This window comes from Bordetella ansorpii, from assembly GCF_900078315.1.
Classification (GTDB): Bacteria; Pseudomonadota; Gammaproteobacteria; order Burkholderiales; family Burkholderiaceae_B; genus Bordetella; species Bordetella ansorpii.
In genome coordinates this window covers 104,840-128,763 of sequence record NZ_FKBS01000007.1, presented here as the reverse complement: position 1 = coordinate 128,763, position 23,924 = coordinate 104,840, and the positions used below count along the sequence as shown (strand labels likewise).

At 67.1% G+C, this 23,924-nt stretch carries 19 protein-coding genes; 9 read left to right on the top strand and 10 right to left on the bottom strand.

Annotated elements, in window-relative coordinates; genetic code table 11:
- Positions 1-15 precede the first annotated feature (15 nt).
- Positions 16-1,338 carry a cation:dicarboxylate symporter family transporter gene (locus A7W11_RS03000; RefSeq protein ID WP_066407721.1) on the bottom strand — a complete coding sequence of 441 codons (1,323 nt, stop codon included), beginning with the start codon at positions 1,336-1,338 and terminating at the stop codon, positions 16-18.
- Between the two features lie 227 nt (positions 1,339-1,565).
- Here A7W11_RS03000 and A7W11_RS02995 point away from each other — a divergent pair, with 227 nt between their 5' ends.
- On the top strand, positions 1,566-2,300 hold the full coding sequence (locus tag A7W11_RS02995; RefSeq protein WP_066407719.1) for a GntR family transcriptional regulator: 735 nt from the start codon (positions 1,566-1,568) through the stop codon (positions 2,298-2,300).
- A gap of 25 nt (positions 2,301-2,325) precedes the next feature.
- Here the strand turns inward: A7W11_RS02995 and pyk are convergent, their stop codons facing one another.
- Positions 2,326-3,768: a pyruvate kinase gene (gene pyk, locus A7W11_RS02990; protein WP_066407716.1), complete on the bottom strand. Its 1,443-nt coding sequence runs from the start codon at positions 3,766-3,768 to the stop codon at positions 2,326-2,328.
- A 115-nt stretch (positions 3,769-3,883) separates the two neighbouring features.
- Here pyk and A7W11_RS02985 point away from each other — a divergent pair, with 115 nt between their 5' ends.
- The gene (locus A7W11_RS02985) at positions 3,884-5,026 is read left to right on the top strand and encodes a glycerate kinase (protein WP_066407713.1); all 1,143 of its coding nucleotides are present in this window, start codon (positions 3,884-3,886) and stop codon (positions 5,024-5,026) included.
- Positions 5,027-5,102: 76 nt separating this feature from the next.
- On the opposite strand, the gene rsmA is transcribed toward A7W11_RS02985, so the two are convergent.
- The 3 genes from rsmA to A7W11_RS02970 all read right to left on the bottom strand — a co-directional run bounded on the left by rsmA (position 5,103) and on the right by A7W11_RS02970 (position 9,912).
- Complete coding sequence (rsmA, locus tag A7W11_RS02980) at positions 5,103-5,888, bottom strand: 16S rRNA (adenine(1518)-N(6)/adenine(1519)-N(6))-dimethyltransferase RsmA (protein ID WP_066407710.1); 786 nt, start codon at positions 5,886-5,888, stop codon at positions 5,103-5,105.
- 62 nt (positions 5,889-5,950) lie between these two features.
- Entirely contained in the window at positions 5,951-7,522 is a 1,572-nt protein-coding gene (locus tag A7W11_RS02975; RefSeq protein WP_066407705.1) for a peptidylprolyl isomerase, read from the bottom strand.
- Complete coding sequence (locus A7W11_RS02970; RefSeq protein WP_156522980.1) at positions 7,522-9,912, bottom strand: LPS-assembly protein LptD; 2,391 nt, start codon at positions 9,910-9,912, stop codon at positions 7,522-7,524. The genes A7W11_RS02975 and A7W11_RS02970 overlap by 1 nt, the downstream gene beginning before the upstream one ends.
- 152 nt (positions 9,913-10,064) lie before the next feature.
- On the opposite strand from A7W11_RS02970, the gene A7W11_RS02965 reads away from it, so the two are divergent.
- From A7W11_RS02965 to A7W11_RS02950, 4 genes are all read left to right on the top strand, one after another.
- Positions 10,065-11,105, top strand: a complete 1,041-nt coding sequence (locus A7W11_RS02965; protein WP_066407699.1) for an aminoglycoside phosphotransferase family protein — start codon at positions 10,065-10,067, stop codon at positions 11,103-11,105.
- Entirely contained in the window at positions 11,105-11,797 is a 693-nt protein-coding gene (murU, locus tag A7W11_RS02960) for an N-acetylmuramate alpha-1-phosphate uridylyltransferase MurU (protein ID WP_066407696.1), read from the top strand. Before A7W11_RS02965 ends, murU begins: the two co-directional genes overlap by 1 nt.
- 140 nt (positions 11,798-11,937) lie before the next feature.
- Complete coding sequence (locus tag A7W11_RS02955) at positions 11,938-12,642, top strand: DUF6776 family protein (protein ID WP_066407693.1); 705 nt, start codon at positions 11,938-11,940, stop codon at positions 12,640-12,642.
- Positions 12,643-12,658: 16 nt separating this feature from the next.
- A complete protein-coding gene (locus tag A7W11_RS02950) occupies positions 12,659-13,267 on the top strand; it encodes a TetR/AcrR family transcriptional regulator (protein ID WP_066407692.1) in 609 nt (202 codons plus the stop codon).
- 50 nt (positions 13,268-13,317) lie between these two features.
- On the opposite strand, the gene A7W11_RS02945 is transcribed toward A7W11_RS02950, so the two are convergent.
- Positions 13,318-13,791 carry a PaaI family thioesterase gene (locus A7W11_RS02945; RefSeq protein ID WP_066407687.1) on the bottom strand — a complete coding sequence of 158 codons (474 nt, stop codon included), beginning with the start codon at positions 13,789-13,791 and terminating at the stop codon, positions 13,318-13,320.
- Between the two features lie 631 nt (positions 13,792-14,422).
- On the opposite strand from A7W11_RS02945, the gene A7W11_RS02940 reads away from it, so the two are divergent.
- Positions 14,423-15,511 (top strand): porin, encoded by a 1,089-nt coding sequence (locus A7W11_RS02940; RefSeq protein WP_066407685.1) that lies wholly within the window; start codon positions 14,423-14,425, stop codon positions 15,509-15,511.
- 382 nt (positions 15,512-15,893) lie between these two features.
- Positions 15,894-16,988 (top strand): porin, encoded by a 1,095-nt coding sequence (locus A7W11_RS02935; RefSeq protein WP_066407683.1) that lies wholly within the window; start codon positions 15,894-15,896, stop codon positions 16,986-16,988.
- A 202-nt stretch (positions 16,989-17,190) separates the two neighbouring features.
- Here the strand turns inward: A7W11_RS02935 and A7W11_RS02930 are convergent, their stop codons facing one another.
- Positions 17,191-18,219 (bottom strand): adenosine deaminase, encoded by a 1,029-nt coding sequence (locus A7W11_RS02930; protein WP_066407680.1) that lies wholly within the window; start codon positions 18,217-18,219, stop codon positions 17,191-17,193.
- Between the two features lie 213 nt (positions 18,220-18,432).
- Between A7W11_RS02930 and A7W11_RS02925 the strand changes: the two genes are divergently transcribed.
- Positions 18,433-20,031 carry a hypothetical protein gene (locus A7W11_RS02925; protein WP_156522979.1) on the top strand — a complete coding sequence of 533 codons (1,599 nt, stop codon included), beginning with the start codon at positions 18,433-18,435 and terminating at the stop codon, positions 20,029-20,031.
- A gap of 24 nt (positions 20,032-20,055) precedes the next feature.
- Here A7W11_RS02925 and A7W11_RS02920 read toward each other — a convergent pair whose 3' ends face one another.
- Genes A7W11_RS02920 through pgaB form a run of 3 tightly spaced genes read right to left on the bottom strand, consistent with a single transcriptional unit; the run spans position 20,056 to position 23,910 of the window.
- Positions 20,056-20,556, bottom strand: coding sequence for a hypothetical protein (locus A7W11_RS02920; protein WP_066407676.1), 501 nt, complete (start codon positions 20,554-20,556; stop codon positions 20,056-20,058).
- A complete protein-coding gene (gene pgaC, locus A7W11_RS02915; protein WP_066407672.1) occupies positions 20,549-21,817 on the bottom strand; it encodes a poly-beta-1,6-N-acetyl-D-glucosamine synthase in 1,269 nt (422 codons plus the stop codon). Before pgaC ends, A7W11_RS02920 begins: the two co-directional genes overlap by 8 nt.
- Positions 21,814-23,910: a poly-beta-1,6-N-acetyl-D-glucosamine N-deacetylase PgaB gene (gene pgaB / locus A7W11_RS02910; RefSeq protein WP_066407669.1), complete on the bottom strand. Its 2,097-nt coding sequence runs from the start codon at positions 23,908-23,910 to the stop codon at positions 21,814-21,816. The genes pgaC and pgaB overlap by 4 nt, the downstream gene beginning before the upstream one ends.
- Between the last annotated feature and the right edge of the window lie 14 nt (positions 23,911-23,924).

The window sequence follows — 23,924 nt, the reverse complement described above, 5'->3', positions numbered from 1 at the left end:
AGGAAACCTGCGCCATTACAGCGAAGCGTTCGCTGGCCGGCCCAGCGCACGGTGATACTCGGCGCGCGCGACGTCGGTGTCGAAGTCGCCGTTGAGCTTGGCCACCACCACCGTGGCTACGCTGTTGCCCATGGCGTTGCAGATGCACACCGCCTGTGACGTGAAGCGATTGATGCCGAACAGCAGCGGCAGCCCCTCGATGGGCAACATGCCCGAGGCCGTGACGGTTGCGGCGAACACGATGAACGTGCCTCCCGACACCGTGGCCGCGCCCTTGGACGTCACCAGCATGATCAGCAACAGGCCCAATTGGTGTTCCCACGTCAACGGAATGCCGTAGGCATTGGCCAGGAACATCACGCACAGCGGCATGTACACCGACGTGCCGTCCAGGTTGAACGCATAGCCCGTGGGCAGCACCAGGCTCACGGTCTGCTTCGAGCAGCCCAGGGCCTGGAGTTTCTCCATCAGGCGCGGAAAGGCGCTTTCGGACGACCCCGTGGCGAACAGGATGCCGATCTCGGACTTGAAGTAGCGCAGGAAATGGAAGATGTTCATGCCCACGCAGCGCAGGATCACGCCGAACACCACGACGACCACGAAGGCCAGGATGGCGTACATCACCAGCAGCAGGTAGCCCAGCGAGATCAATGCCTGCGTGCCGCTTGCGCCGATGGCATAGGCGATGGCGCCGAACGCGCCGATGGGTGCGAAGCGCATCACCAGGTCGGTCAGCTTGAAGAAGCATTCGGACATCGTGGTGAAGGCGCCTTCGACGGTCGTGCGGGTCTTGGCCGTCAGCATCAGGACGGCCGCCCCGAACGCGATGGCCAGCACCACGACCTGCAGCAAGGAATGACCGGTCAGCGTGCCCACGAAACTGTCGGGAATCATGGAGGTGAGAAAGGCATCGAACGTCGGCGCCGCCGCCTTGCCATAGGCAGCCTGGGCCGACGCCTGCGCGGCCGCATCGGGCTGCAGGTGCATCCCGACCCCGACTTCGGAGAAGTTGGCCAGCACCATCGTGATGGCCAGCACGATGGTCGAGACGATCTCGAAATAGATCAGCGCCTTGAAGCCGATCTTGCCGACTTTCTTCAGGTCGCCAGCGGCCAGGATGCCCAGCACCAGGTTCAGGAAGACCAGCGGTGCCACCACAGTTTTGATCAGGCGCAGGAAGATGTCGCCCAGCACCTTCATCGACATGCCCAGCTTGGGCTCGATGAAGCCCAGCGCGATGCCGAGGACGATGCCGGCGGTGATCTGGAATCCCAGGCGGGTATAGAACGGGCCCGGCGGACGGGTATCAGGTGTTGCGGTGGGGGGTGAAACGCCCATGACTACAGTCTCCGTGCATCGACAATAAGTTCGTACATTTTTATTAAGTACGTACTTTATTGAATTGATAGCATCCTGAGTACCAGGGGTTTACCCGTATGAATTGGACAAGCCCGGCATTGCGTGTAGAGTCCGGGACGAGAAATCCGGCAGCCGGCCGGCCGCGGAATGGCCCCGCCACGCCTCGGCGGGCTGCTGCGCGACAAGAAAGGAATACGGGATAGACAATGGCGGCGCGCTACATGGAACTGGCGCAGGAACTCATCCGGCAGATCAAGGCTGGTGAACTGCCCGTGGGCGCGTCATTGCCGCCGGAAGTCGAGTTGTCGCAGCAGTACGGGGTCAGCCGCGCCACGCTGCGCTCGGCGCTGCAGGTGGTGCAGAACCTGGGCCTGATCTCGCGCCGCAAGCGCGCCGGCATCCGCATCGAGGCGTCCGAGCCGCGCAAGCCCTACCAGCGCTCGATGTCCGACCTGGAAGACCTGATGCAGTTCGCCAGCGTCACCGAGCGACACGTGCAGCACATCCGGCCGGTGGTGTGCGATGCCGCGCTGGCCGCCAAGCTGAAATGCGAGGTGCTGCGCAAATGGCTGTGCGTCACCATGCTGCGCGTGGACATGCAGAAGCCCGATGCGCCCTTGTGCTGGACCGACGTCTACCTGGATCCCGAGATCGGCGCGGAACTGGGCGACCAGTTGCACCAGAGCTCCGGCCTGATCTGCGAGATGATCGAAGACCGCTACGGCTGTACGGTGACCGAGGTGGTGCAGGAAATCCGCGCGGTGGGCGTGCCGCCGAACGCTGCGCACCCACTGGGCGTGGAGCCGGATACGCATGCCCTGGAAGTGACGCGCTGGTATCAGAGCGAGCGCGGCAGCGGCCCCTTCGAAATCACGGTCAGCGTATTTCCCGCCGACCGCTTCACGTATGCCTTGCGCCTGAGACGGCACGGCACGGACTGAATCCGCGGCCGCGCGACGCCGCCTGCTACTGCACCTTCAGGATCTTCATCCCATTGGTGCCGCCGCTGTCGCGGTGGAAATCGCCCTTGGTCAGGATGACCCAATCGCCTTCCTGTACGCGGCCGCGCTTCTTCAGTTCCTCGATGGCGGCGTCGCTCAACTCGGCGGGATCGTATTTCTCGGCCTCGAAGGGCACCGTGTACACGCCACGGAACAGCGCCGCGCGGTGCTGCGTGATCGGGCTGGGGCTGTAGCAGTAGATGGGCACGCCCGAGCGGATGCGCGACATGATCAACGGCGTGTTGCCGCTTTCGGTGAGCGCGATGATGGCCTTCACGCCGGGGAAATGATTGGCGGCGTACATGGCCGACAAGGCGATGGTTTCGTCGCAGCGCTCGAAGACCTCTTCCAGGCGGTGGTGCGACTTGGTGCTGGTGGGATGCTTCTCGGCCCCCAGGCACACGCGCGCCATGGCCTGCACGGCCTCGACGGGATACTGGCCCGAGGCGCTCTCGGCCGAGAGCATCACGGCATCGGTGTAGTCCAGCACGGCGTTCGACACGTCCGACACTTCGGCGCGCGTGGGCATCGGGCTGTTGATCATCGACTCCATCATCTGCGTGGCGGTGATGACCACCTTGTTCAGCTTGCGCGCGTGCAGGATGATGCGCTTCTGGATGCCGACCAGCTCGGCGTCGCCCACTTCCACGCCCAGGTCGCCGCGCGCCACCATCACGCCATCGCTGGCGCGGATCAGGGCATCGAGGGCCTCGTCGTCGGCCACGGCCTCGGCGCGCTCGATCTTGGCGATGATCCAGGCCTGGCTGCCGGCCGCCTGCACCAGCGTGCGGGCTTCGTCGATGTCGTGGCCATAGCGCGGAAACGACACGGCCACGTAGTCCAGTTCCAGTTCGGCCGCCAGCAGGATGTCGGCACGGTCCTTGTCGGTCAGGCTGGGGGCCGACAGGCCGCCGCCACGGCGGTTGATGCCCTTGTTGTTCGACAGCGGGCCGGCCACGGTAACCGTGGTGTGCACGGCATCGCCCTCGATGCGGTCGACCTGCAGCACCACGCGGCCATCGTCCAGCAACAGCTCGTCGCCGGGCTTGCAGTCGTGCGCCAGTTCGGGATAGTCGATGCCGACGATGGACGCGGTGCCCTCTTCCTTGGGATGCGAGTTCGACAGCGTGAAGGACTGGCCCATCGTCAACACGACCTGCTTGTCGGTGAAGCGCGCGATACGGATCTTGGGACCTTGCAGGTCGCCCATCAGCGCGACGAAGCGGCCCTGTTTGGCCGCCAGCTCGCGCACCTGACGCGCGCGTTCGCGGTGGTCGTCTGCGCTGCCGTGCGAGAAATTCAGGCGTGCGACGTCCATGCCGGCGCGGATCAGCGCCTCCAGGCGTTCGGGCGTCGAAGTGGCGGGGCCCAGGGTGGCGACGATCTTGGTGCGGCGCATTACGGTCATGCTGTCTCCTGTTCGGCGAGGCGGGCGCAAAGTCCTATGGTACGCCCCCGACTTTGCGGCAGGTATCATGCATTGACATGACAACATCAACCGCCTGCGCCAGGAGACGCGCCCCGTGAAAATCGTCATCGCCCCCGACTCGTTCAAGGAAAGCCTGTCCGCCCCCGCGGCCGCCGAGGCCATCGCCCATGGCGTGCGCCAGGCCTTCCCCGGCGCGCAGACGCTGTGCGTGCCCATGGCCGATGGCGGCGAAGGCACGGTGCAGGCGGTGCTGGCCGCCACCGGCGGGCAATGGCGCGAAAGCCCCGTGCAAGGCGCGCTGGGCGAAGCGCGCCAGGCCGGCTGGGGCTGGCTGGCCGACGGCACGGCCGTCATCGAGATGGCCACCGCCGCCGGACTGGAACTGACGCCCCCGGCGCAACGCGATCCGCTGCGGGCCAGCAGCCACGGCGTGGGCCAATTGGTGCGTGCCGCGCTGGACGCGGGCGCGCGCCGCATCATCCTGGGCCTGGGCGGCTCGGCCACCAACGACGGCGGCGTCGGCATGCTGGCGGCGCTGGGCGTGCGCTTCCTGGATGAACGAGGCGCCGAGTTGCCGCCGGGCGGCGCGGCGCTCAAGCGCCTGGCGCGCCTGGACACCGGCGGGCTGGACGCGCGCCTGCGCGAGGCCACCGTCGAAGTCGCCTGCGACGTGGACAACCCGCTGTGCGGTCCGCAAGGCGCCTCGCACATCTTCGGTCCGCAAAAGGGCGCCACGCCCGAGCAGGTGCGGGAACTGGACGCCAGCTTGGCGCGCCTGGCTGACGTGTGCGCGGCCCACCTGTCGCGCGACCTGCGCGACACCCCGGGCGCTGGCGCGGCCGGCGGCCTGGGCTATGCCGCGCTGGCCTTCCTGGACGCAGCCTTCCGGCCCGGCGTCGAGATCGTGGCGGAACTGGGCGGCCTGGAAGCGGCCATGGAAGGCGCCACCCTGGCTTTCACCGGCGAGGGCCGCATGGACGCGCAGACCCTGCGCGGCAAGACGCCCGCCGGCGTGGCGCGCATCGCGCAGCGCGCGGGTGTGCCGGTGATCGCCCTGGCGGGCTCGCTGGGAGAGGGCTACGACGCCCTGTATGCGGGCGGCATCACCGCCGCCTTCAGCCTGGCCAGCGGCCCGATGACGCTGCAGCAGGCCTGCGAACAGGCGGAAACGCTGCTGGCCGACCGTGCGCGCGATGCCATGCGCCTTTGGATGGCCGCGGGCAAGCGCCGGCTGTAGCGATCGGGAAGGACGGCAAGCCGCCGTGCCTGGCGCCCTGCAATTTGCGCGGGGCAGCCCGCGCCGCGCAAGGAAATCAGCGGACCAGGCCCGCGTCGAACAACACGTCGGACAGCCGGATGAACTTGTCCACCGACACTTCCTCGGCGCGCGCCGTGGGCGGAATGCCGAGATCGTCCCAGGGAACGTGCGCAGCCCAATCGGCCAGTACGCGGCGCAGCATCTTGCGGCGCTGCGAGAACGCCCGCGCCACCACGGTCTCGAAGGCGGCGTCGCTGCGCGGCTTCAACCGGTCTGCCGGCAACGGCAGCATGCGCACCACCGCCGACACCACGCGCGGCGGCGGATCGAAGGCTTCGGGCGGCACGTCGAACAGCTTGACCATGCGGTAGCGCGACTGCAGCATCACCGTCAGGCGGCTGTAGTCCGCGCCGCCCGGCTGGGCCACCATGCGGTCGATGACCTCGCGCTGCAGCATGAAATGCTGGTCACGCACGTGCTCGACCGCCGTCATCAGATGGAACAGCAGCGGACTGGAGATGTTGTACGGCAGGTTGCCGACCACGCGCAGATCGGCGCCGAATCCGGCGAAGTCGATCGTCAAGGCGTCGGCCTCGACCACGGTCAGGCGCTCGGCGGGATACTGCTTGCGCAGCCGCGCGGCCAGGTCGCGGTCGATCTCGACGGCCGTCAGATGCGACAGCCGCTCGAGCAGGGGTCTGGTCAGTGCGGACAGGCCAGGGCCGATCTCGATGACGCGGTCATCCTGCGCCGGACCGATGGCCCGCACGATGGACTCGACCACGCTTTCGTCGGTAAGGAAGTTCTGGCCGAAGCGCTTGCGCGCCTGATGCTGGGACATTATTGGGTATTACCTTGCCTGTCGCGCACCGCCCTGGCAAGGCAGGGCGGTGCGCGGACGGCCTAGCGATAACGCTGCTCGATGGTTTCGCGCTTTTCGAGGCGGTTATCGATGTACGCCTGGCCACGCAGGTTCTCGAGCCAATCCTCGAAAGCCGGTGCGGCGCGGCGCTCGAACAGGATCTGGCGAGCCTGCATGCGCTGCATTTCGTCGGTGACATCCTGCTCCCGGCGTTCGAGCACCTGGATCAGGTGCCAGCCGAACGGCGATTGCACGGGCTGGCTTATTTCGTTGGGCTGCAACGCGTTCATGGCAGCCTCGAACGTGGGCACCATTTCACCTGGGTTGGTCCAACCCAGGTCGCCACCCTGCGGCGCCGTGGCATCCTGCGAGTACTGGCGCGCCATCGCTTCGAAGGTGGTGCTGCCCGAGGCGATGCGCTGGCGCACCTGTTCGAGGCGCTCGCGGGCCTGCTGGTCGGTCATCACCGCCGAGGTCTTGATGAGAATGTGGCGCGCGTGGGTCTGCGTGACACGCACCGGGCCCTGGTTGGCCTGCGTGGGCGCCGCGAACTGGCCGCCCGGCTGCGTGGCAGGCTGCTGGCCGCCTTGCGGCGCGGCACCGCCGCCCGAACGCGCCACCACCTTCAGGATGTGAAAACCGTTGCCGCTCTGCACCAGGTCGGAGACCTGGCCGGCCGGAAGATTGCCCACCGCGCGGATGAACAGATCGGGCCAGCCGTCCAGCGGCCGCGAGCCCATCTGGCCGCCCTGCAGCGCCTCGGGGCCGTCGGAGCCCGCGGCCGCCAGGCTGGCGAAATCGTCGCCCTTGCGCGCGCGGGCCAGCAGGTCTTCGGCCTTCTTGCGCAGCGCGGCGATGGCTTCCGGCGACGACCCCTCGGGCACGCGCACCAGGATCTGCGCCAGTGTCAGCGACACGGGGCCGGCGGCCTGGGGAGCGGCCTGCGCCGCGGCGGGGGCAGACGGCGCACCGCCTGCGCCAAACTGGCCGCCGCCGCGAGCCTGATCCTTCAGGAAGGCATCGATGTCGGCGTCGGTGATGATGATGCTGGAGTCCACCGTGCGCTGGCGCAGGCGGTCAAGGCGGATTTCGTCGCGCAGCGTGCGGCGGTACTCTTCCCAGCTGACGCCGGACTTCTGCACCTCGGCGCGCAATTGGTCGACCGACAGTTTGTTGCGGGTGGCGACCATGGTGACCGCCTGGTCGATCTGGGGGTTGTCCACGCGGATGCCCAGCCGATCGGCTTCCTGGCGCTCCAGGCGCTCCATGATCAGGCGTTGCAGCACCTGGCGCTGCAGCGTTTCATTGTCGGGCACGGCGATCTTGCGGCGCTGCAGGTCGGCGACGGCCTCTTGCGCGGCCTGGCGCACTTCGCGCAGCGTGATCACGTCCTTGTTGACGATGGCGGCGATGCCGTCGGCGAACTGCTCGCCCTGGACGGCCGGTTGCGGCGCCGCGGGCTGCTGGGCGGCTGGCGCCCGCGCAGCCACCGGGCGATGGCTGCCCTGCTGGGAACCCTGCTGGGCGAAGGCCGGTGCGGCCCCCAGGCTTGCGCACAAGGCCAGCAGCAGTGCATTGCCGGACGTGCGGCGCGGGTTCTGCAATCTACGCATTACTCATACCTTTCAAATGACGTGCCGGGCACGGGGCGCGGCGTAACCGACTGATAGCCCGGGATACTGCGATTGAGCAGCCCGATGGGATCGGTGCCCAGTGCACCGAGCCCAGTGAGCTCCAGTTGGAAGAACAGCGCGGTATTGGTGTCGGCAGCCGAGACCGCATAGCGTTGGAACACCACGCGACCCGTCCAGCAGCAATCGCCTTTGTACTCCAGGCCCGCGATGGCCTGCGTGACGCGCGGCGACTCGGCGATCGTGCTGCCGGTGGAATCTTCGGACCGCAGCGAATAGTCGATGCGGCCGACACCATACCAGCGCTTGGTGAAGGGCCACTGCATGCCCAGGCTGATCTGGTTCTGGCCGCGCGGCTGGTACGACACGCCGGGCAGCGGATCGCGCTGGTAACGGTAGGCCAGCGAGATCGAGGTCAGGCGTTGCGGCGACCAGCGCGCGGCCAGGTAGGTGCGCGCCCAGCGGTTGTCGTACGGGTTGTACTGGGCCGCGACGTCGGTGCTCAGCGTGTCGGTCAGGGCGGCGCTGGCGCCCACCAGGAAATCGGAGCGCACGTTCTCGCGCGGGGTTTCGCCCGGCAGGATGACGCGCTGATCCTCGAAGTAGATACGCTGCGCCGCCGACAGCGACAGGCGCTCGAAACCGGTGTCGGCATCGAGCCAGCGCGTGGTCAGGCCCGCCGTGATCTGGTTCGCGTTGGCGATGCGGTCCCAGCCGCCGACGTACAGGTTGGGCTGGAACGCCTGGGCGAAGCTGAAATCGGCCAGCGTGGTGTCGTACACCGGCAGGGCCGACTGATCCCGGTACGGCACGCGCAGGTAATAGAGGCGCGGTTCGAGGGTTTGCGTGGCGGCCTTGCCGAACAGCGAGGCATCGCGCTCGAAGACCATGCCGGCATCGATGGAACCGATGGGCACGGTGCGCGACGCGCTGCGGCGGTAGGCATCGGTGCTGCCCAGGCCGTTCCAGTCGCCATTGTGCCAGTCGGTGTTGTACTGCGTGAAGTTGACGCCGACCTTGGGGATGACGAACCAGCCCGGCCGCACGATGGGATACGCCAGCGTGGGATAGGTCTGCAGACGGTCGCCTTCGGCGCCCAGTTGCTGGCCCATGAACAGCGGACGGCGAAAGCGGACCGCCGTGGATTCCCATTCGACGTCGAAGCCGTTCCAGTCGTAGCGGGCGCCCTTCAGGTACAGCTCCGGTTCCTTGTCGAACGGCGGGCTGATGGGTGCGTCCGGATCCTGCAGCGTACGGTACTTGTAGACCTGGATGTAGCTCTGCCAGTAGGTACTGCCCCACCCGAACAGCGCGCGGCGCGGCAGATAGGTGGTGGACGACTCGTTCAGGCCCAGCGAGGACATGTCGCGGAAATAGTCGTCGTCCGAGACGTTGGCCACGTCCCACAGGCCATAGAAACCGTTGCCGAACTGCTGCGTATGCACCCAGCGGTACATCCAGCGGTCCATGTCGGCTTCCTTGTCATTGGGCAGGTAGGTGCCCTGCAGGATGCCGGAATAGCTCGGTCCAAGATATCGGCCCTCGGCGCCCAGCTGCATGCCGCGCTTGCCGAAATAGCGCGGCGTCAGCGTCAGGTCGTAGTTGGGCGCCAGGTTGAAGTAGTAAGGCACCGCGATGTCGATGCCGCTCTTGCTGGAGGTGCCGTAGGTGGGCAGCAGGAAGCCGGACTTGCGCTCGGCCTTGATCGGAAAACTGAGAAAGGGCGACGCCAGGATGGGCACGTCCTTGAAGTACAGCACGCCGCTGCGCGCCACGCCTTCGTTCTCGTCGAAATCCAGGTCGACCGTATCGGCCTTGATGTACCAGGCGGGCTTGTCGCAGGGGCAACCGCTGAAGGTGACCTGCTTCAGGCGCATCTGCGACTGGCTGAAGATGTCGGCGTGCGATGCCTCGGCGTGGCCGCCCGTGGCGCCGATCCAGAAATTCGGCTGCCGGATCTCGCCGCTGTAGGTGTCGACGTTCAGGCGCGCCGAGGGTCCGGTGATCAGCGTGCCGTCGCGCAGGATGCGCGCGTTGCCCTGGATGTCGACGTCACCGGAGTTGCGGTCGTAGGTGATCTGGTCACCCTTGATGATGCCGTCGATGCGGCGCACCTGCGCATTGCCCTTGAGCACCAGTTGCGAATCGACGCTGCCCTGCATGTCGTCGGCCTCCATGTGGGCCGGGATCTGGTCGTCGTTCAGACGATGCACACGCAATCCGGAGGAGGTTCGCAACTGGGGGGTTTGGCGCAGGCCCAGGACCTCGACGCCCGTCGAGGCGGCCGGCGGCGACGCGTCCGGGCGGCTTTGGGCCTGCACGGCCCCGGCAACGCAGACTGCGGAGAGAAACAAGCACCGGACCATGCGCACGAACGAGTCGACCTTATCGATGAGGAAACGACCAACCGCATGGGCTGGAACGACCCGGTATTATAGAGAAGCCGCGCGACACCCCAATACCCGGGCAATCACGGCACCGGCCCAGGCCGGTTTCCCCGCTTTTCGACCCAGAGACGGCCGCCTTGAGCACACCCCCCGATTCCCGCCTGGAACAGCTCCAGGCCTGGCTGAGCAGCCTGCCCGCCGACCTGGCGCTGCAACCCGGCACCCTGCGCCCCGCGTCCAGCGACGCGAGCTTTCGCCGCTATTTCCGGCTGGATGCCGGCCACGGCACCGCCATCGTCATGGATGCCCCGCCCCCGCACGAAGACGTGCGCCCCTTCCTGCACGCCGGCAACCTGCTGCGCGATGCCGGCCTGAACGTGCCCACCGTGCTGGCGCAGGCGCCCGAGCAGGGCCTGCTGTTGCTGTCCGACCTGGGCAACGACACCTATTACCAGCGCATCCAGGACGGCCTGGACGATGCGCGCCTGCAGGCGCTGTACCGGCAGGCCCTGGCCGCGCTGGTATGCATGCAGCAGGCGGCGGTCACCGGCCTGCCCGCCTACGACGCCTCGCGCCTGGGCGCCGAACTCGAACTGTTCCCCGAGTGGTATGTCGGCCGCCACCACGGCGCCGCCCTGGACGACAAGGAGAAGGACGCGCTGCGCCAGGTGTTCCAACTGCTGGCCAGCAGCGCCGACGGCCAGCCCACGGTCTTCGTGCACCGCGACTTCCATTCGCCCAACCTGATGGTCTGCGAGGATCCGCGCCACGGCCCCAACCCCGGCGTGCTCGATTTCCAGGATGCCCTGGCGGGTCCGCTCACCTATGACCTGGCGTCGCTGGTCACGGACGCGCGCACCACCTGGGAAGAACCTCAGCAACTGGATTGGGCGATCCGCTACTGGGAAATGGCGCGCGCCGCCGGCCTGCCGGTGGACCCCGACTTCGCCGAGTTCCACCGCGCCTACGAGTGGATGAGCCTGCAGCGCAACCTGCGCATCCTGGGCGTGTTCGCCCGGCTGAACCACCGCGACGGCAAGTCGGCATATCTCTCCCACATGCCGCGCGTCAATGCCTACGTGCGCCAGGTGGCGCAGCGCTACGGCGTGTTCGCCCCGCTGGTGCGGCTGCTCGACCGCCTCGACCAGAAAGAAACCTCGGTCGGATACACCTTCTGATGCGCGCCATGATCCTGGCCGCGGGCCGTGGCGAACGCATGCGCCCGCTGACCGACCACACGCCCAAGCCTCTGCTGGCCGCCGGGGGCAAGCCCCTGATCGTCTGGCACCTGGAGCGCCTGGCCGCCGCCGGCATCCATGACGTGGTCGTCAACCATGCCTGGCTGGGCGAGAAGATCGTCCGGCAATTGGGCGACGGCGCGCAATGGGGCCTGCACATCCGGTACTCGGCCGAACCCACCGCGTTGGAAACGGCCGGCGGCATCCTCCAGGCCCTGCCGCTGCTGGGCGCCGATTCCTTCCTGGTGATCAACGGCGACGTCTGGTGCGATTGGGATCCGGGCCAGGCGCCTGGGCTGGCACGCCAGTTGGATGCAGAGCAGGCGGACGCCTGGCTGCTGCTGACGGACAATCCGGCGCACCATCCCGCTGGCGACTTCGCCCTGCGCGCCGATGGCCGCGTGGCCGACGACGCCAGCGCGCCACGGCTGACCTTCGCGGGCATCGGCATCTACCGGCCCCGCCTGTTCGATGGCCTGCCGGCAGGCCAGCCCGCCAGGCTGGCGCCACTGTTGCGCCACGCCATGGCGCGCGGCGCCGTGCTGGCGACGCACCACACTGGCCGCTGGGTCGACGTGGGTACGCCCGAGCGCCTGGACGAACTGGACGCCTCGCTGGTCGCCAGCGGCTAAACTTTTCACGGTATCAACGTAAGCAACCAGAGTTGTCCGCAAGGCCCCATCACGGCATACAGCAGGTATCCTCTGGTATTTTCGCCCGCAGCAGGCTGAAGGCCCGGCGTGGCACGACTTAGGCATAGGAAGTCTTTTGCATGGCATTCGGACGATCGCAGCGGGCAGTCTTCAAGCCCTCCGTTTACCAACCGGGCAAGCGTAGCCGGCGCCTTCCGCGCTGGCTGGTGTTGCTGCTGGTGGGCATCGGCCTGGGCGCTGGGGGCGTGCTGTTCCTGCAGACCAATTACGGTCCGCAGCGGCTGACCGCCGAGCAGTCCGAGCAACTGCACTCCGAGCTCAGCGCCGCCAACCTGGAACGCCAGCGCCTGCAGACCCAGCTGGACGAAACGCGCGCCCAGCGCGACGCCAACCAGACCGCCCAGCAACAGCAGACCACCGACCTGGCCCAGGCCCGCGAGCGCGTGCAGGCGCTGACCCAGGAAATGGCCATGTTCCTGGACGCCATCCCGCCCGACCCACGCGGCGGCGACATCGGCGTGCGTTGGGGCGAGTTCCGCCAGCAGCAACCGGGCCAGCTGGCCTACCAGGCGCTGATCATGCGCGAGAAGGAAGGCGGCCAGACCTTCCAGGGCAACATCACCCTGGAAGTGGCGGGCAACTACAAGAATGGCCGCCGCGACGCGGTCACCTCCGAGCCCATCGCCATCAAGCTGGATCGGTACACGCACGCGCAGGGCTCCATGGCCCTGCCCGAGGGCTTCTCGGCGCGCACGGTCACGATCCGCGTGGTCGACCCGCAATCGCGCCAGCAGGCCATGCGCATCTACTACGTGCGCGGCTGACGGGACGGAGAGACGCATGCCCCGGGTCTCACGGGAACAAGCCGGCAAGAACCGCCTCGCCATCGAGGCGGCTTCCTCCCGGCTGTTCCGCGAACGGGGCATCGACGGCGTCACCGTCGCCGATGTCATGGCCGCCGCCGGCCTGACGCACGGCGGGTTCTACGGCCATTTCGAATCCAAGGACGCCCTGGCGGCGCTGGCCTGCGAACAAGCCTTCGACGAGGCCGTCGCACGCTGGCAGGCGGTGGCGGCCGGACGCGCTTCCAGGCAGGCCCTGGTCGACGCCTATCTCAGCAGTCCGCACCGCGACCACCCCGGCAAGGGCTGCCCGGCCGCCGCGCTGGCCACCGACGTCGCCCGGCACGATGGCGAACCGCCGGTGCAGGATGCCTATATAGAAGGACTGAAACGCCTGCTGGCCGCCATGGCCAGCCAGCAGCCCGGTCCGGACGCCCCCGCCCGCACGCGCGCCGCCATGGCGCAACTGGCCACCATGGTGGGTGCGCTGATGCTGGCCCGCGCCACCCGCGGCGACACGGTCTCCAATCAGATACTGGCGGCCGCGCGCGATGCGCTGGCCCGGCCGGAAACCGACGCGCCCCGCCGTCCGCCCCGCAAAGGCTGATCGGAGATTGCCGAGCCGCCCGGCGCGCGGCCGGCGCTCGGGCAACCTGCTCAGGCCTTCTTCGGCGCCCTCGTCTCCAGATCGAAGACCAACAACGTGGACGTTGCCGTGGCGTATAGCCGGCCCTGCGCATCGGCCAGGGTCGCCTCGGCGAACGCCACCCGGCGGCCCTGCGTCTGCACGCGCCCCTCGGCGCGCACCAGCCCCGTATCGCGCGTGATGGGGCGGTGATAAGCCACCTTCAGTTCGAGCGTGGTGTAGCCCTGCCCGGCCGACAAGCGGGAATGCACGGCGCAGCCGCAGGCCGAGTCCAGCAAGGTCGCGGCATAGCCGCCATGCACGGTGCCGATCGGATTGTAGGCGTGGTCCCCGGGCACTCCCGCGAAAACCGCCCGCCCGGCCTCGACCTCGATGAAATCGAGATCCAGCGACACCATGATTCCGGGCTTGCGGCCGGAATGCATCAAGGCGCGCAACTGGCCCAACCCGTCCAGCCCGCCGCCGGTTTCTTCCACCAGACTCATCGCTTTCCTTCTCCTCTCATGTACAAGGCGGTGATGCCGCCGCAATTAGATTTTTAGCATCATTTATTTTGCCAGGTGATCCGCTTGCCCATGACCGTACGGGTTTGCCCTATCCGCATCGGCCCGGATTGTGGACATCGGATGACAAGACATACTCTAGCGGCGGCTAGTGTTCGATCACCCTTTCAAGGGCGATCTGCGCCACTTGCAGCGCATGCCTCGGCACGTTCGCATACGAAGCGGGAAGTGGTCGGCGGCGAATGGGTGCGGCTTCCACGCCACACATGGGAGTCGGCCTGCGGCGACCACGCAACAGCCAGGCACTGCCACGACAAAGCCACGAACACATGCTACGTGCGCGCGTGTGTGTGCGTGTGCGCCAGCGCGCGCGCCCTCGAGCGCGCACACGCGTTATTCCTTGACGCGTGCGCGCGCGTAAGTGCTCATCGTCTGGCAAAAAGTTCCAAAAATACCCCTACGCGCCGATTAGGTACGTATATGGAAAAGTCTTTTCATATAACCAACCTTTTCCCTCCCCCCGTGTAAACCCTAGACTCCCCTCAGCTCGATTGGCATGCCTCGCCGGTGCGTGGCGCAAGCGAACAGAGCCAAAACAACTCAGGAGTCCTTCATGAAAAAAACGCTGCTTGTCGCCGCTCTGGCGATTGGTTTCACGGGTGTCGCTCAAGCCGAGACCTCGGTTACGCTGTATGGCCTGATCGACGCTGGCCTGGGCTACGAACAAGTCAAGGGTAGCGGCGGCTTCAAGCAAAGCCACATCGGCGCCACCAACGGCGTGAGCAGCGGCTCGCGTTGGGGCCTGCGTGGTTCGGAAGATCTGGGCGACGGCCTGAAGGCGATCTTCACCCTGGAATCGGGTTTCAACAACGAAACCGGTCAATCGGGCCAGAGCAGCCGCCTGTTCGGCCGCCAAGCCACCGTTGGTCTGTCGAACAACGCCTGGGGCACGCTGGAATTCGGCCGTCAGAAGAACGTTGCTTCCAAGTACCTGGAAGCCGTTTCGCCGTTCGGCACCGACTACGGTCTGTCGAGCTCGGGCGCCGCCTTCAGCTCGGGCCAGTCGACCCGCTATGACAACATGGTCATGTACTCGACCCCCAGCTTCTCTGGCTTCCAGGCTGCTGTGGGCTACTCGTTCAACACCAGCGGTTCGGGCAACTTCGCCACGAACGACAACACCCGCGCCATCACGGCCGGCGTGCGCTACGTGAACGGCCCCCTGAATGTGTTCGGTACGTTCGACCAACTGAAGCCCTCGACCGCCAATGACGACGACGTGACCAAGGTCCGTTCGTACATCATCGGTGCTTCGTACGACTTCGAAGTGGTCAAGCTGGCCGCCGCCTGGGGCCAGACCCGCAACGGCTGGTTCACCGCCGCCAACCCGGGCACCACCGGCAACGACGAAGGCCTGCCCTCGATGGCCTACGCTGAAGACTTCCGCGCCAACTCGATGATGGTCGGCGCCACCGTGCCGTTCGGCGCCACCAAGCTGATGGGCTCGTGGCAGCGCGTCGATCCCAAGAACGACCTGCTGACCGGCGGCGAAGAAACCACCAACATCTTCGCCCTGGGCGCGACGTATGACCTGAGCAAGCGTACGAACCTGTACGCCTACGCTTCGTACGCCGACAACTACGCGTTCCAGGAAGACCTGCGTAGCACGGCCTTCTCGGTCGGCCTGCGTCACCGTTTCTAAGCACAAGGGGGTGAGCAGACCCCCTAGGTACACCTGACCGGGCTGCCCGGACACCACACGGCCTATCTCCGTGGGCCGTGAGTGACAAGCAGCGATCCCCCCGTTCAAGCCCGGGCGGGTGTACCGCGTGCAATGAAGGGTCGGGCCTCCCGCAAGGGAGGCCCACTCGTTTTTGGGCGCCGGAAACCTGCCGCGCGCCACGCGTGGCGCGCGCCTTCCTGACAAGCGCCCGACAGTGTTCGGCCATTTGGAAAAGTCTTTCCAAGCCAGCCCTCTTTTTCCCCGCGCTCCGACCCCCTAGACTCCTTTCCTGCCCAATCGGCATGACGCGCTCACGCGCGCGAAGCAGCCGGGGCCACAACAAACAACTCGGGAGTCCCGCATGAAAAAGACGCTTCTCGTTGCCGCTCTGGCGGTGGGCTTCACCGGCGCGGCGCACGCCGCAGAAACCTCGGTCACCCTGTACGGGTTGATCGATGCCGGCATCAACTACGAACAAGTCAAAGGCGCCAACGGCTTCAAGCAAAGCCACATCGGCGCGGCCAACGGCGTCAGCGGCGGCTCGCGTTTCGGCATGCGCGGCACGGAAGACCTGGGCGACGGCCTGAAGGCGATCTTCACGCTGGAAGCCGGTTTCAACAATGAAACCGGCACGTCGAGCCAAGGCGGCCGCCTGTTCGGTCGCCAGGCCACGGTCGGCCTGGCCAGCGACAGCTGGGGCACGCTGGAATTCGGCCGCCAGAAGAACTTCGCGTCGCGCTTCTTCGACTCGATGGATCCGTTCGGCACCAGCTTCACCATCGCCGGCGTGGGCGCCACCTTCGGCGCCGCCAACTCGACCCGCCTGGACAACATGGTGATGTACCAGACGCCGAGCATCGGCGGCCTGCGCCTGGGCGCCGGCTACTCGTTCAACGCAGACGGCGCCGGCAACTTCGCCACGAACAGCAACAACCGCGTCATCACCCTGGGCGCGCGTTACACCAACGGCCCGATCGACCTGATCGCCACCTACGACCGCCTGAACCCGTCGTCGGCCAGCGCCGACCGCGACAACGAAGTCCAGCAATACATTCTGGGCGGCTCTTACGACTTCGAAGTGGTCAAGGTCGTGGCCGCCTGGAGCCAGACGTTCGACGGCTGGTTCACTGGCCTGAACCTGGGCACCACGCCCACGGGCAACCAGCAACTGGGCACCTACCGCGTGGCCGACGGCTTCCGCGCCGACTCGACGATGCTGGGCGCCACCCTGCCGCTGGGCGCCAGCAAGATCTTCACGTCGTGGCAACGCGCCGACGCCAAGAACGATCTGCTGACGGGTGACGACAAGACCACCAACATCTTCAGCCTGGGCTACACGTACGACCTGAGCAAGCGCACCAATCTGTACGCCTACGCCGCCTATGCCGACAACTACGCCTTCCAGGACAACCTGAAGGACACCGCGGTCGCCGTCGGCATGCGTCACCGGTTCTAAAGCGCAGGGGGTGAGCAGACCCCCGAGGCACGCCGGACGGGCGACCCGGACACATGCGGTTTATCTCCGTAGGCCGCGAGTGACAAGCAGCGATCCCCCCGTCTAGCCTGACCGGCACGCCGTGCGCCAAGAAGGGTAGGGCCTCCCGCAAGGGAGGCCCACTCGCATTATGGAACCGTAAAAAACACCAGGCCGATGAGCCTCAGGCCGCCGCGCCGCGCCAGCGGCGCACGGTGTCGTCGATCTCCGCCAGCAAGGCCTCGCGCCGCGCCGCATCCAGCCAACTGGCCTCGATGCTGTTGCGTGCCAACGTCACCACTTCTGCCTGGGTCAGCCCCAGCGCCTGCACGCAGGCCGTGAAGTTGGCATTGACGTAGCCGCCGAAATAGGCCGGATCGTCGGAATTGATCGTGACTTTCAAGCCGCGCGCCAGCATGTCGCGCAAGGGATGCTTGCGCAGGTCGGGATAGACCTTCAGCTTGACGTTGGACAGCGGACAGACCGTCATCGGCACCTGCTGGCGCGCCAGGCGGTCCAGCAGCTCCTCGCTTTCGATGGCGCGCACGCCGTGGTCGATGCGCTGCGCATGCAGCAGATCCAGCGCTTCTTCGATATACGCCGGCGGCCCCTCTTCGCCCGCATGGACCACCGCGGGCAGACCCAGCGCGCGGCAACGGGCGAACACCTGGCGGAACTTCGAAGGCGGATGGCCGCGCTCGCTGGAATCGAGGCCCACGCCGTCGATGCGGTCCAGGAAAGGCCGCGCCTGCGCCAGGGTGTCCAGCGCCTCGCTTTCCGGCAGGTGGCGCAGGAACGACAGGATCAGGCGGAAGCTGATGTCGAGTTCGTCGCGGCCGCGCAACAGCGCGCCGTGGATGCCGTCGATGACGTCGGCCATCGGCACGCCCCGCGCGGTGTGGGTCTGCGGATCGAAGAAAATCTCGACGTGGCGCAGATGGTCGGCCCGCGCGCGCAACAGGTAGGCCCATGTCAGGTCGTGGAAGTCCTGCCGCGTGCGCAGCACGTCCGCGCCCGCGTAATACAGGTCGAGGAAGGACTGCAGGTCGGAGAAGTCATAGGCGGCCCGCAGCGCCTGCACGTCGGGCCAGGGCAGCGCCACGCCGTGGCGCCGGGCCAGTTCGAAGGCCAGCTCGGGTTCCAGCGTGCCCTCAATGTGCAGGTGCAGTTCGGCCTTGGGCAGTGCGCAGGCCAGCGCCGCGATGTCGGGCATGGGAAATCTCCTGAAAGAACGCCGTGACCGATCGGATCGGCGGCATGAACAACCGGCGGCGGACTGCGCCGGCGCATGCGGGCAAGCATAGCGCAGGGATGCTGGCAACGGCCTGTGCCCTGCCAGTTGCCATCGGGCGGTTAAAGACCTGCCCGCCGCCTGCCGTAGACCAGAGAACTCCCGGCATACGCCCGCTCGTCCACCCTCGCCGCCATGACCACCGTCTCCTCTGTCAGCCGTCCCGACCTGGTGCCCGTCCCGCCCGTGCAAGCCGCCGTCGCCGCGCGCGCGCAGCAGGCCAGCACCGCCGCAGCGGTCGCGCCCGCCTCGTCCAGCCATGTCGCGCTGGGTCAAAGCGGCAACGGCGCCTCGGTCTACCTGCCCGACGGCACGCTGCCCGGAGTCACCCGTATCTGGGCGTACAGCGCCAACGACGCCGTCACCCAGCGCATGGCCGCCAACTTCGGCAGCGGCACCGCGGCCGGACGTCTGGACGGATTGGGAGCGGCGCTGCTGGAGCGCGCGATGGAGGGCGGCCAGTTCACGCAGTCGGTATGGACGGCGGGCTCGTCCAGCCTGTCGCTGGACGCGGTTGATACGACCCTGGCCCTGCCCCAGACCGGCAACTACGTCGCCATGGACATCAAGACCACGGGCGGCGCCACGGTCCGCCTGGCCATCGGCAGCCAGGACGATGCCCTGTCGGTGCAGGTGGAAGTCACCGGCGGCACCCTCAGCGACACCGAAAAGGCCGCGCTGGCCAAACTGGCCAAGGGTTTCCAGGCCGCGCTGGACGGCCTGACCGCCCAACCGCCCAAGCTGGACCTGGCCGCCCTGACGCAGTACGACAGCACGGCCATCGCCTCGATCGACCTGCATGCCAACGTCAAGACGGCCAGCAACCAGAACCAGTCGCTGGCCTTCCATGCGGACGGTGTATCGCGCAGCGTACACGCCGAGGGCCCGGAAGGTACGGTGCAGATCAGCGTCGACCTGTCCAAGTCCGCCATGCTGGGCAACCCGGCGCAGCGCGAGCGCGCCGTCCAGAGCTACCTGGAACAGTTCGACGACGCGTCCAATCGCGGCCGCGGCGGCGCGGCGCTGACCGCCATGTTCAAGAGCGCCTTTGCCGACCTGCACAGCGACTACGGCTCCGCCACCGGCAAGTCCGCCCCCACCTCGCGCCTGGGCAGCATCCTGAATGACAGCAGCCGCTCGATGCTGACCGGCCTGGCCGACTTCACCGCTTCCGTCGCCGACCAGGCGCGCGCGGTCAATCCGCTGCGCGCCGAAGAAACCGACGGCTTCTCGTACCAGGCATCTCAGCAGACGGACACCAGCGGCACCGGACGCTCGTTCGGCATCAGGCAGTCGCAGCAATCGCAACTGACCGCCAGCTTCCACGATGCGTTGTCGCCCGAGCTTTCGCTGATGCTGACCACCGACCCGCTCAGCCAGAACTACCTGTACACCCAGATCAACGACAAGGCCTCCAGCGATACCAACCTGTCGTTCCACGACGGCAAGATGGTGAAGGCCACGCTGAACCAGACGGCCGACGAATCGCGCCGCGTGATGAAGTACGTGCGCGGCCAGCTGGAACAGGACACGACCACGCCGCACCACGAGGCGCGCGAATGGAACCTGCTGGCGATGGTCGAGGCCGCGCAGCAGTACGACGAGACCCGCCAGCGGCCCGACGGCTCGCAATTGCAGGCCACCCTTTCCACCATCAGCAATCTGGTGCTGCTCCAATCCCGGCCGTCAGCCCTGCTGGGCAAGCCTTCCGGCGGACCGGCCGCGTCCGAATGATGCCCGCCGCACGCGTCCGCCCGATCATTGGCGCGGACGGGGCGTGCGGCGCACAGGCTCGCCCAGGGGCTTGAGCACGGCCGCGCGGAAATGGCCTTTGTCGTCATGCAGCGCCACCACGCTGCGGGCGCGCTGCCATAGCGACAGCTGCCGCACCGGCACCTTGGCCACCGCCGCCATCTCCTGCACCCGCACCGGCTGGGCCATGGCCGCCGTGTCGCTTTGCTGGTTCTCGTCATCCTCCCGGTTGCGCACCGCGCGCGCGATCAGCAGCATGGCGCCCAACAACGCCGTGATGGCGACGCCGGTCAGCACCAGGAAGCGCAGGTCGGCTGCGGATCCGGACAGCGCCATGAAGAAGTCCCAATACAGATAGATCAGGAATGCCCCCCAGACGCCGACCAGCATCAGGGGCCGCAACACCTTCAACCACAGGTAGCGCGCCGCCCCCACGATGGGCCCCGCGATGCGCATCCATGTCGACAGCGGCAGGTCGGTTTGGTCGATGATGGGATCTTCAGACATCTCTCACTCCTCGGTCAGGGCTGACCCAGACGGCTCGTTTGCCGCGGCGGCGCAATACCACCGCGGGGACAGCGATCGCGGATGCGATCATGGTGAGGAACCAGAACCCCACCGGATACCAGAAAGTCCAGAAGTAGTAGCGCAGCAGGCCTCGGTCGTACTTGCTGTCCACCACCATGCTGGTCAGCAGTTGCATCATGCAGGCCAGCGCCAGCAGCAGGCCGCGCCATTCCGGCAACAGACCCACCCGCCATACCGCGGGCATGTCGAAGAGGGCCCCGAACACGCCCGCGATCAGCACGCCGATCATCAGGTAGGCCCAGAGCACGCTCAGGAAGTACTCGGCATAGATCGGCCACATGCGGCGCATGCGCCAGCGCGCCACCTGCCCCGTGTACTTGACCAGCGTCTGCACGCCGCCCATGGCCCAGCGCAGACGCTGCCGCCACAGGCCACGCACGGTCTCGGGCGTCAGGATCCACGTCAGCGCGTGCGGCTCGTAGCCGATACGCCAGCCCGCCAGTTGCAGCTTCCAGCTGATGTCGATGTCTTCCGTCAGCATCTCGCTGCTCCAGAAGTCCACGTCGACCAAGGCATGGCGGCGGAACATGACAATGACGCCCGACACGGTGAACAGACGGCCGTAGAGTTGCTGCGTGCGCTTGATCAGGCCGATGGTCGACGAGAACTCGCCCACCTGCATGCGGCCCAGCAGCGTGGTGCGGCTGCGGATGCGCGGGTTGCCGGTCATGGCGGCGATCTTCCCGTCACGCAGAAAGTGACGCAGCATCCACGAGATGGCGTTCTCGTCCAGCAGCGAATCGCCGTCGATGCCCAGCAGGTATTCGCCCTGCGCCAGCATCGACGCGGTGGTCAGCGCGACGGCCTTGCCCTGGTTGTAATCCTGGTGCACCACGCGCAGCCTGGGAAAACGCAGCGCCAGCGCGCTGAGCTTGTCGCCGGTGGCGTCCGTACTGCCGTCGTTGACGGCGATCACTTCATAGTCCGGATAGTTCAGCGTCATCAAGGCTTCCATCACCTCGTCGACGTTCTCGTCCTCGTTGTAGCAGGGCACCAGGATGCTGACCTTGGGATGCGAGGCCAGCAGCGTCAGCGGATCGATGTCGTCGCGCTGATTGCGCTCGAACTGGATGTAGTGCGCCAGCCCGCCCGTGATCCACAGCCACGCCATGCAGAACGGGTAATAGAAGACATAGGCGAGCACGAAGCTCGAAGCGAGATCCCAGCTTTGCGTGGTCATGGCCTCGGGTTCTCCTGCTCGGCAGGCGGAATGACCACGTTGCTCCGGCGCGGCGAATCGGTGCGTTCCACGGGATCGCGGAAGAATTGGCGACCCAGCAGGCGCTGGATCGACAGGTGCGGCTTGATGATGTCCAGCGCAGGCTGGTTGTCCAGGAAATCGTCGGGGTAGTAGCCCAGGTTGCGGATGCCTTCCTCATGCAGAATCGCGAAATGCCGATCCATCACGTCATCCGGGATCGCCGTCTGGGTACGCCAGTCGCGCGACTGCAATTCGAACAACGTGCGGGCATTGGCGCCGGGAATGGCCGCCACGCGCCGCGCCAGGTCGCGCAACCAGGCGTCGGGGTCCTTCGCCTGCTCCATGAAGGGCATTGCCTCCAGCGCGGTGTAGTCGTAGGCCTGCAGGAAGCTGGCATAGTTCTGCGCGAAATAGGCTTCGGACGGCGGGTTCAACAGCGGTTGCGCGTACATGTTGCGCGCCGTCATCAGCACCGGCTGCCAACGCTTGAGGACACCAGTCAGGTCCTGCGTGAAGTCGATCAGCGCGCGGGTCTTCAACTGCGTCCAGCGGGCCATCCGTTCGGGCGAGGCGCGGATGGCCGCCACGTCGGCGGGCAGCCCCCAGCCGCGATAGACCGCCAGCGCCGCGGGGCTGGCGTCCTCGAAGTCGTTGAACATGGCGTCGTCGTGGTACAGCACGCCGGCGAAGGATGCATGCCGGCCCAGGTCGTCGTAGATGTCGCGGATGGCCTGGCGTGCCACGGGATCGAAGACCGACAGGCGGCGGTAGGTGTGCGAGGCGCCCTGCGGCGCGCCCGGCATCTGCTGCACCAGGCGGTTGGCGGCCGGATCGGAATCGGGCAGATGGAAGGACGACACCGGCATCCAGGCATAGACACTGACGCCCGTCCGCGTGCGCAACTGCCAGGCGACCCGGTTGAACAGGTCGGCCCGCATCGGCATGCGGCGGCTGGGGAAATACAGCGCATCGGCCACGCCGTCGCCATCGGGGTCCGCGAACGCTTGCAGGAACACGCTGCTGGGGCGGATCTTCTGCACGCGGTCCAGCAGCCGCGACAGGTTGCGCTCCTGCTGCCGCGGATCGGGGTCGTACACGTAATCGAGATCGACGTGCATGATGCGGTTCACGTCACGCGTGGCCGCGATCGAGGGAATCTGCGAACGCAGGTCGCGCAGCAGTTCGGGCCCCTGGTCTTCGTAGTTGACCAGGCCGCGGCGGATGCGGTCCAGCGGCACGTCCGGCGTGTTCGGACCGTCGTCCAGCGTCAGCGTGATGGGCATGCCGGCCTCGCGCGCGGCGGCGATGGCCACCTCGTTGTACGAGCCGTAAGGCCACACGAGGGCACGCACCCGGGCGCCCGTGTGCCGCTCGATCCCGGCCTTGTTGCGGCGCAGGTCGGCCACGATGCGCGCGCGATAGGCGGCGTCCGATTCGTACCGGCCGGTGGCGCGATCGTAGCGGTGCGCCGTGGCCGCCGGCAGCAGGTTGCCCTGCGGATTGGCGGGGATGCCCCGGTGCATGGCATCGGTATGGCCTGCCAGTTCCACCAGGCCGGATCGCGCCATCTCGGCGGCCTGCGCCCAGGTCAGGAAACGCGCGTCGGGCAGCTTCAATGCCTCGCGGCCGCCGTACTCGCCTTCGCCACCCGGCGCGTCCAGCCAGCCGCTGACCAATCCCATCACCGCCGGATATCCGAATCGCTTGAGCAGCGGAAAGACGATCGTATAGGCGCTTTCGTAGCCATCGTCGAACGTCAGCAGCACGGCCTTGGGCGGCAGCGGCGCGCCGCCGTTGCGCGCCGCGATGATCTGCGACAGGCTCACGGGACGATACCCCGCGCTGCCCAGCCATGTGAAGGCGTCCAGCAACGTGGTTTCGTCGACCGCGGTGGCGTCGGGCGATTTCTCGAAGCTTGCGCGCACGTTCTTGCGCACGTCGTGGAAGGTCAGCACGCGGAAGGTCTTCCCGTCGTCGTGGTCGGCGGGAAATAACGATTGCGACAATGCGGGACCCGATACGGAGAGCATGCTCACGCACAGCAGCAGCCCCAAGAGGCGTAGCACCTTCATCGCCGAGCGCTCCT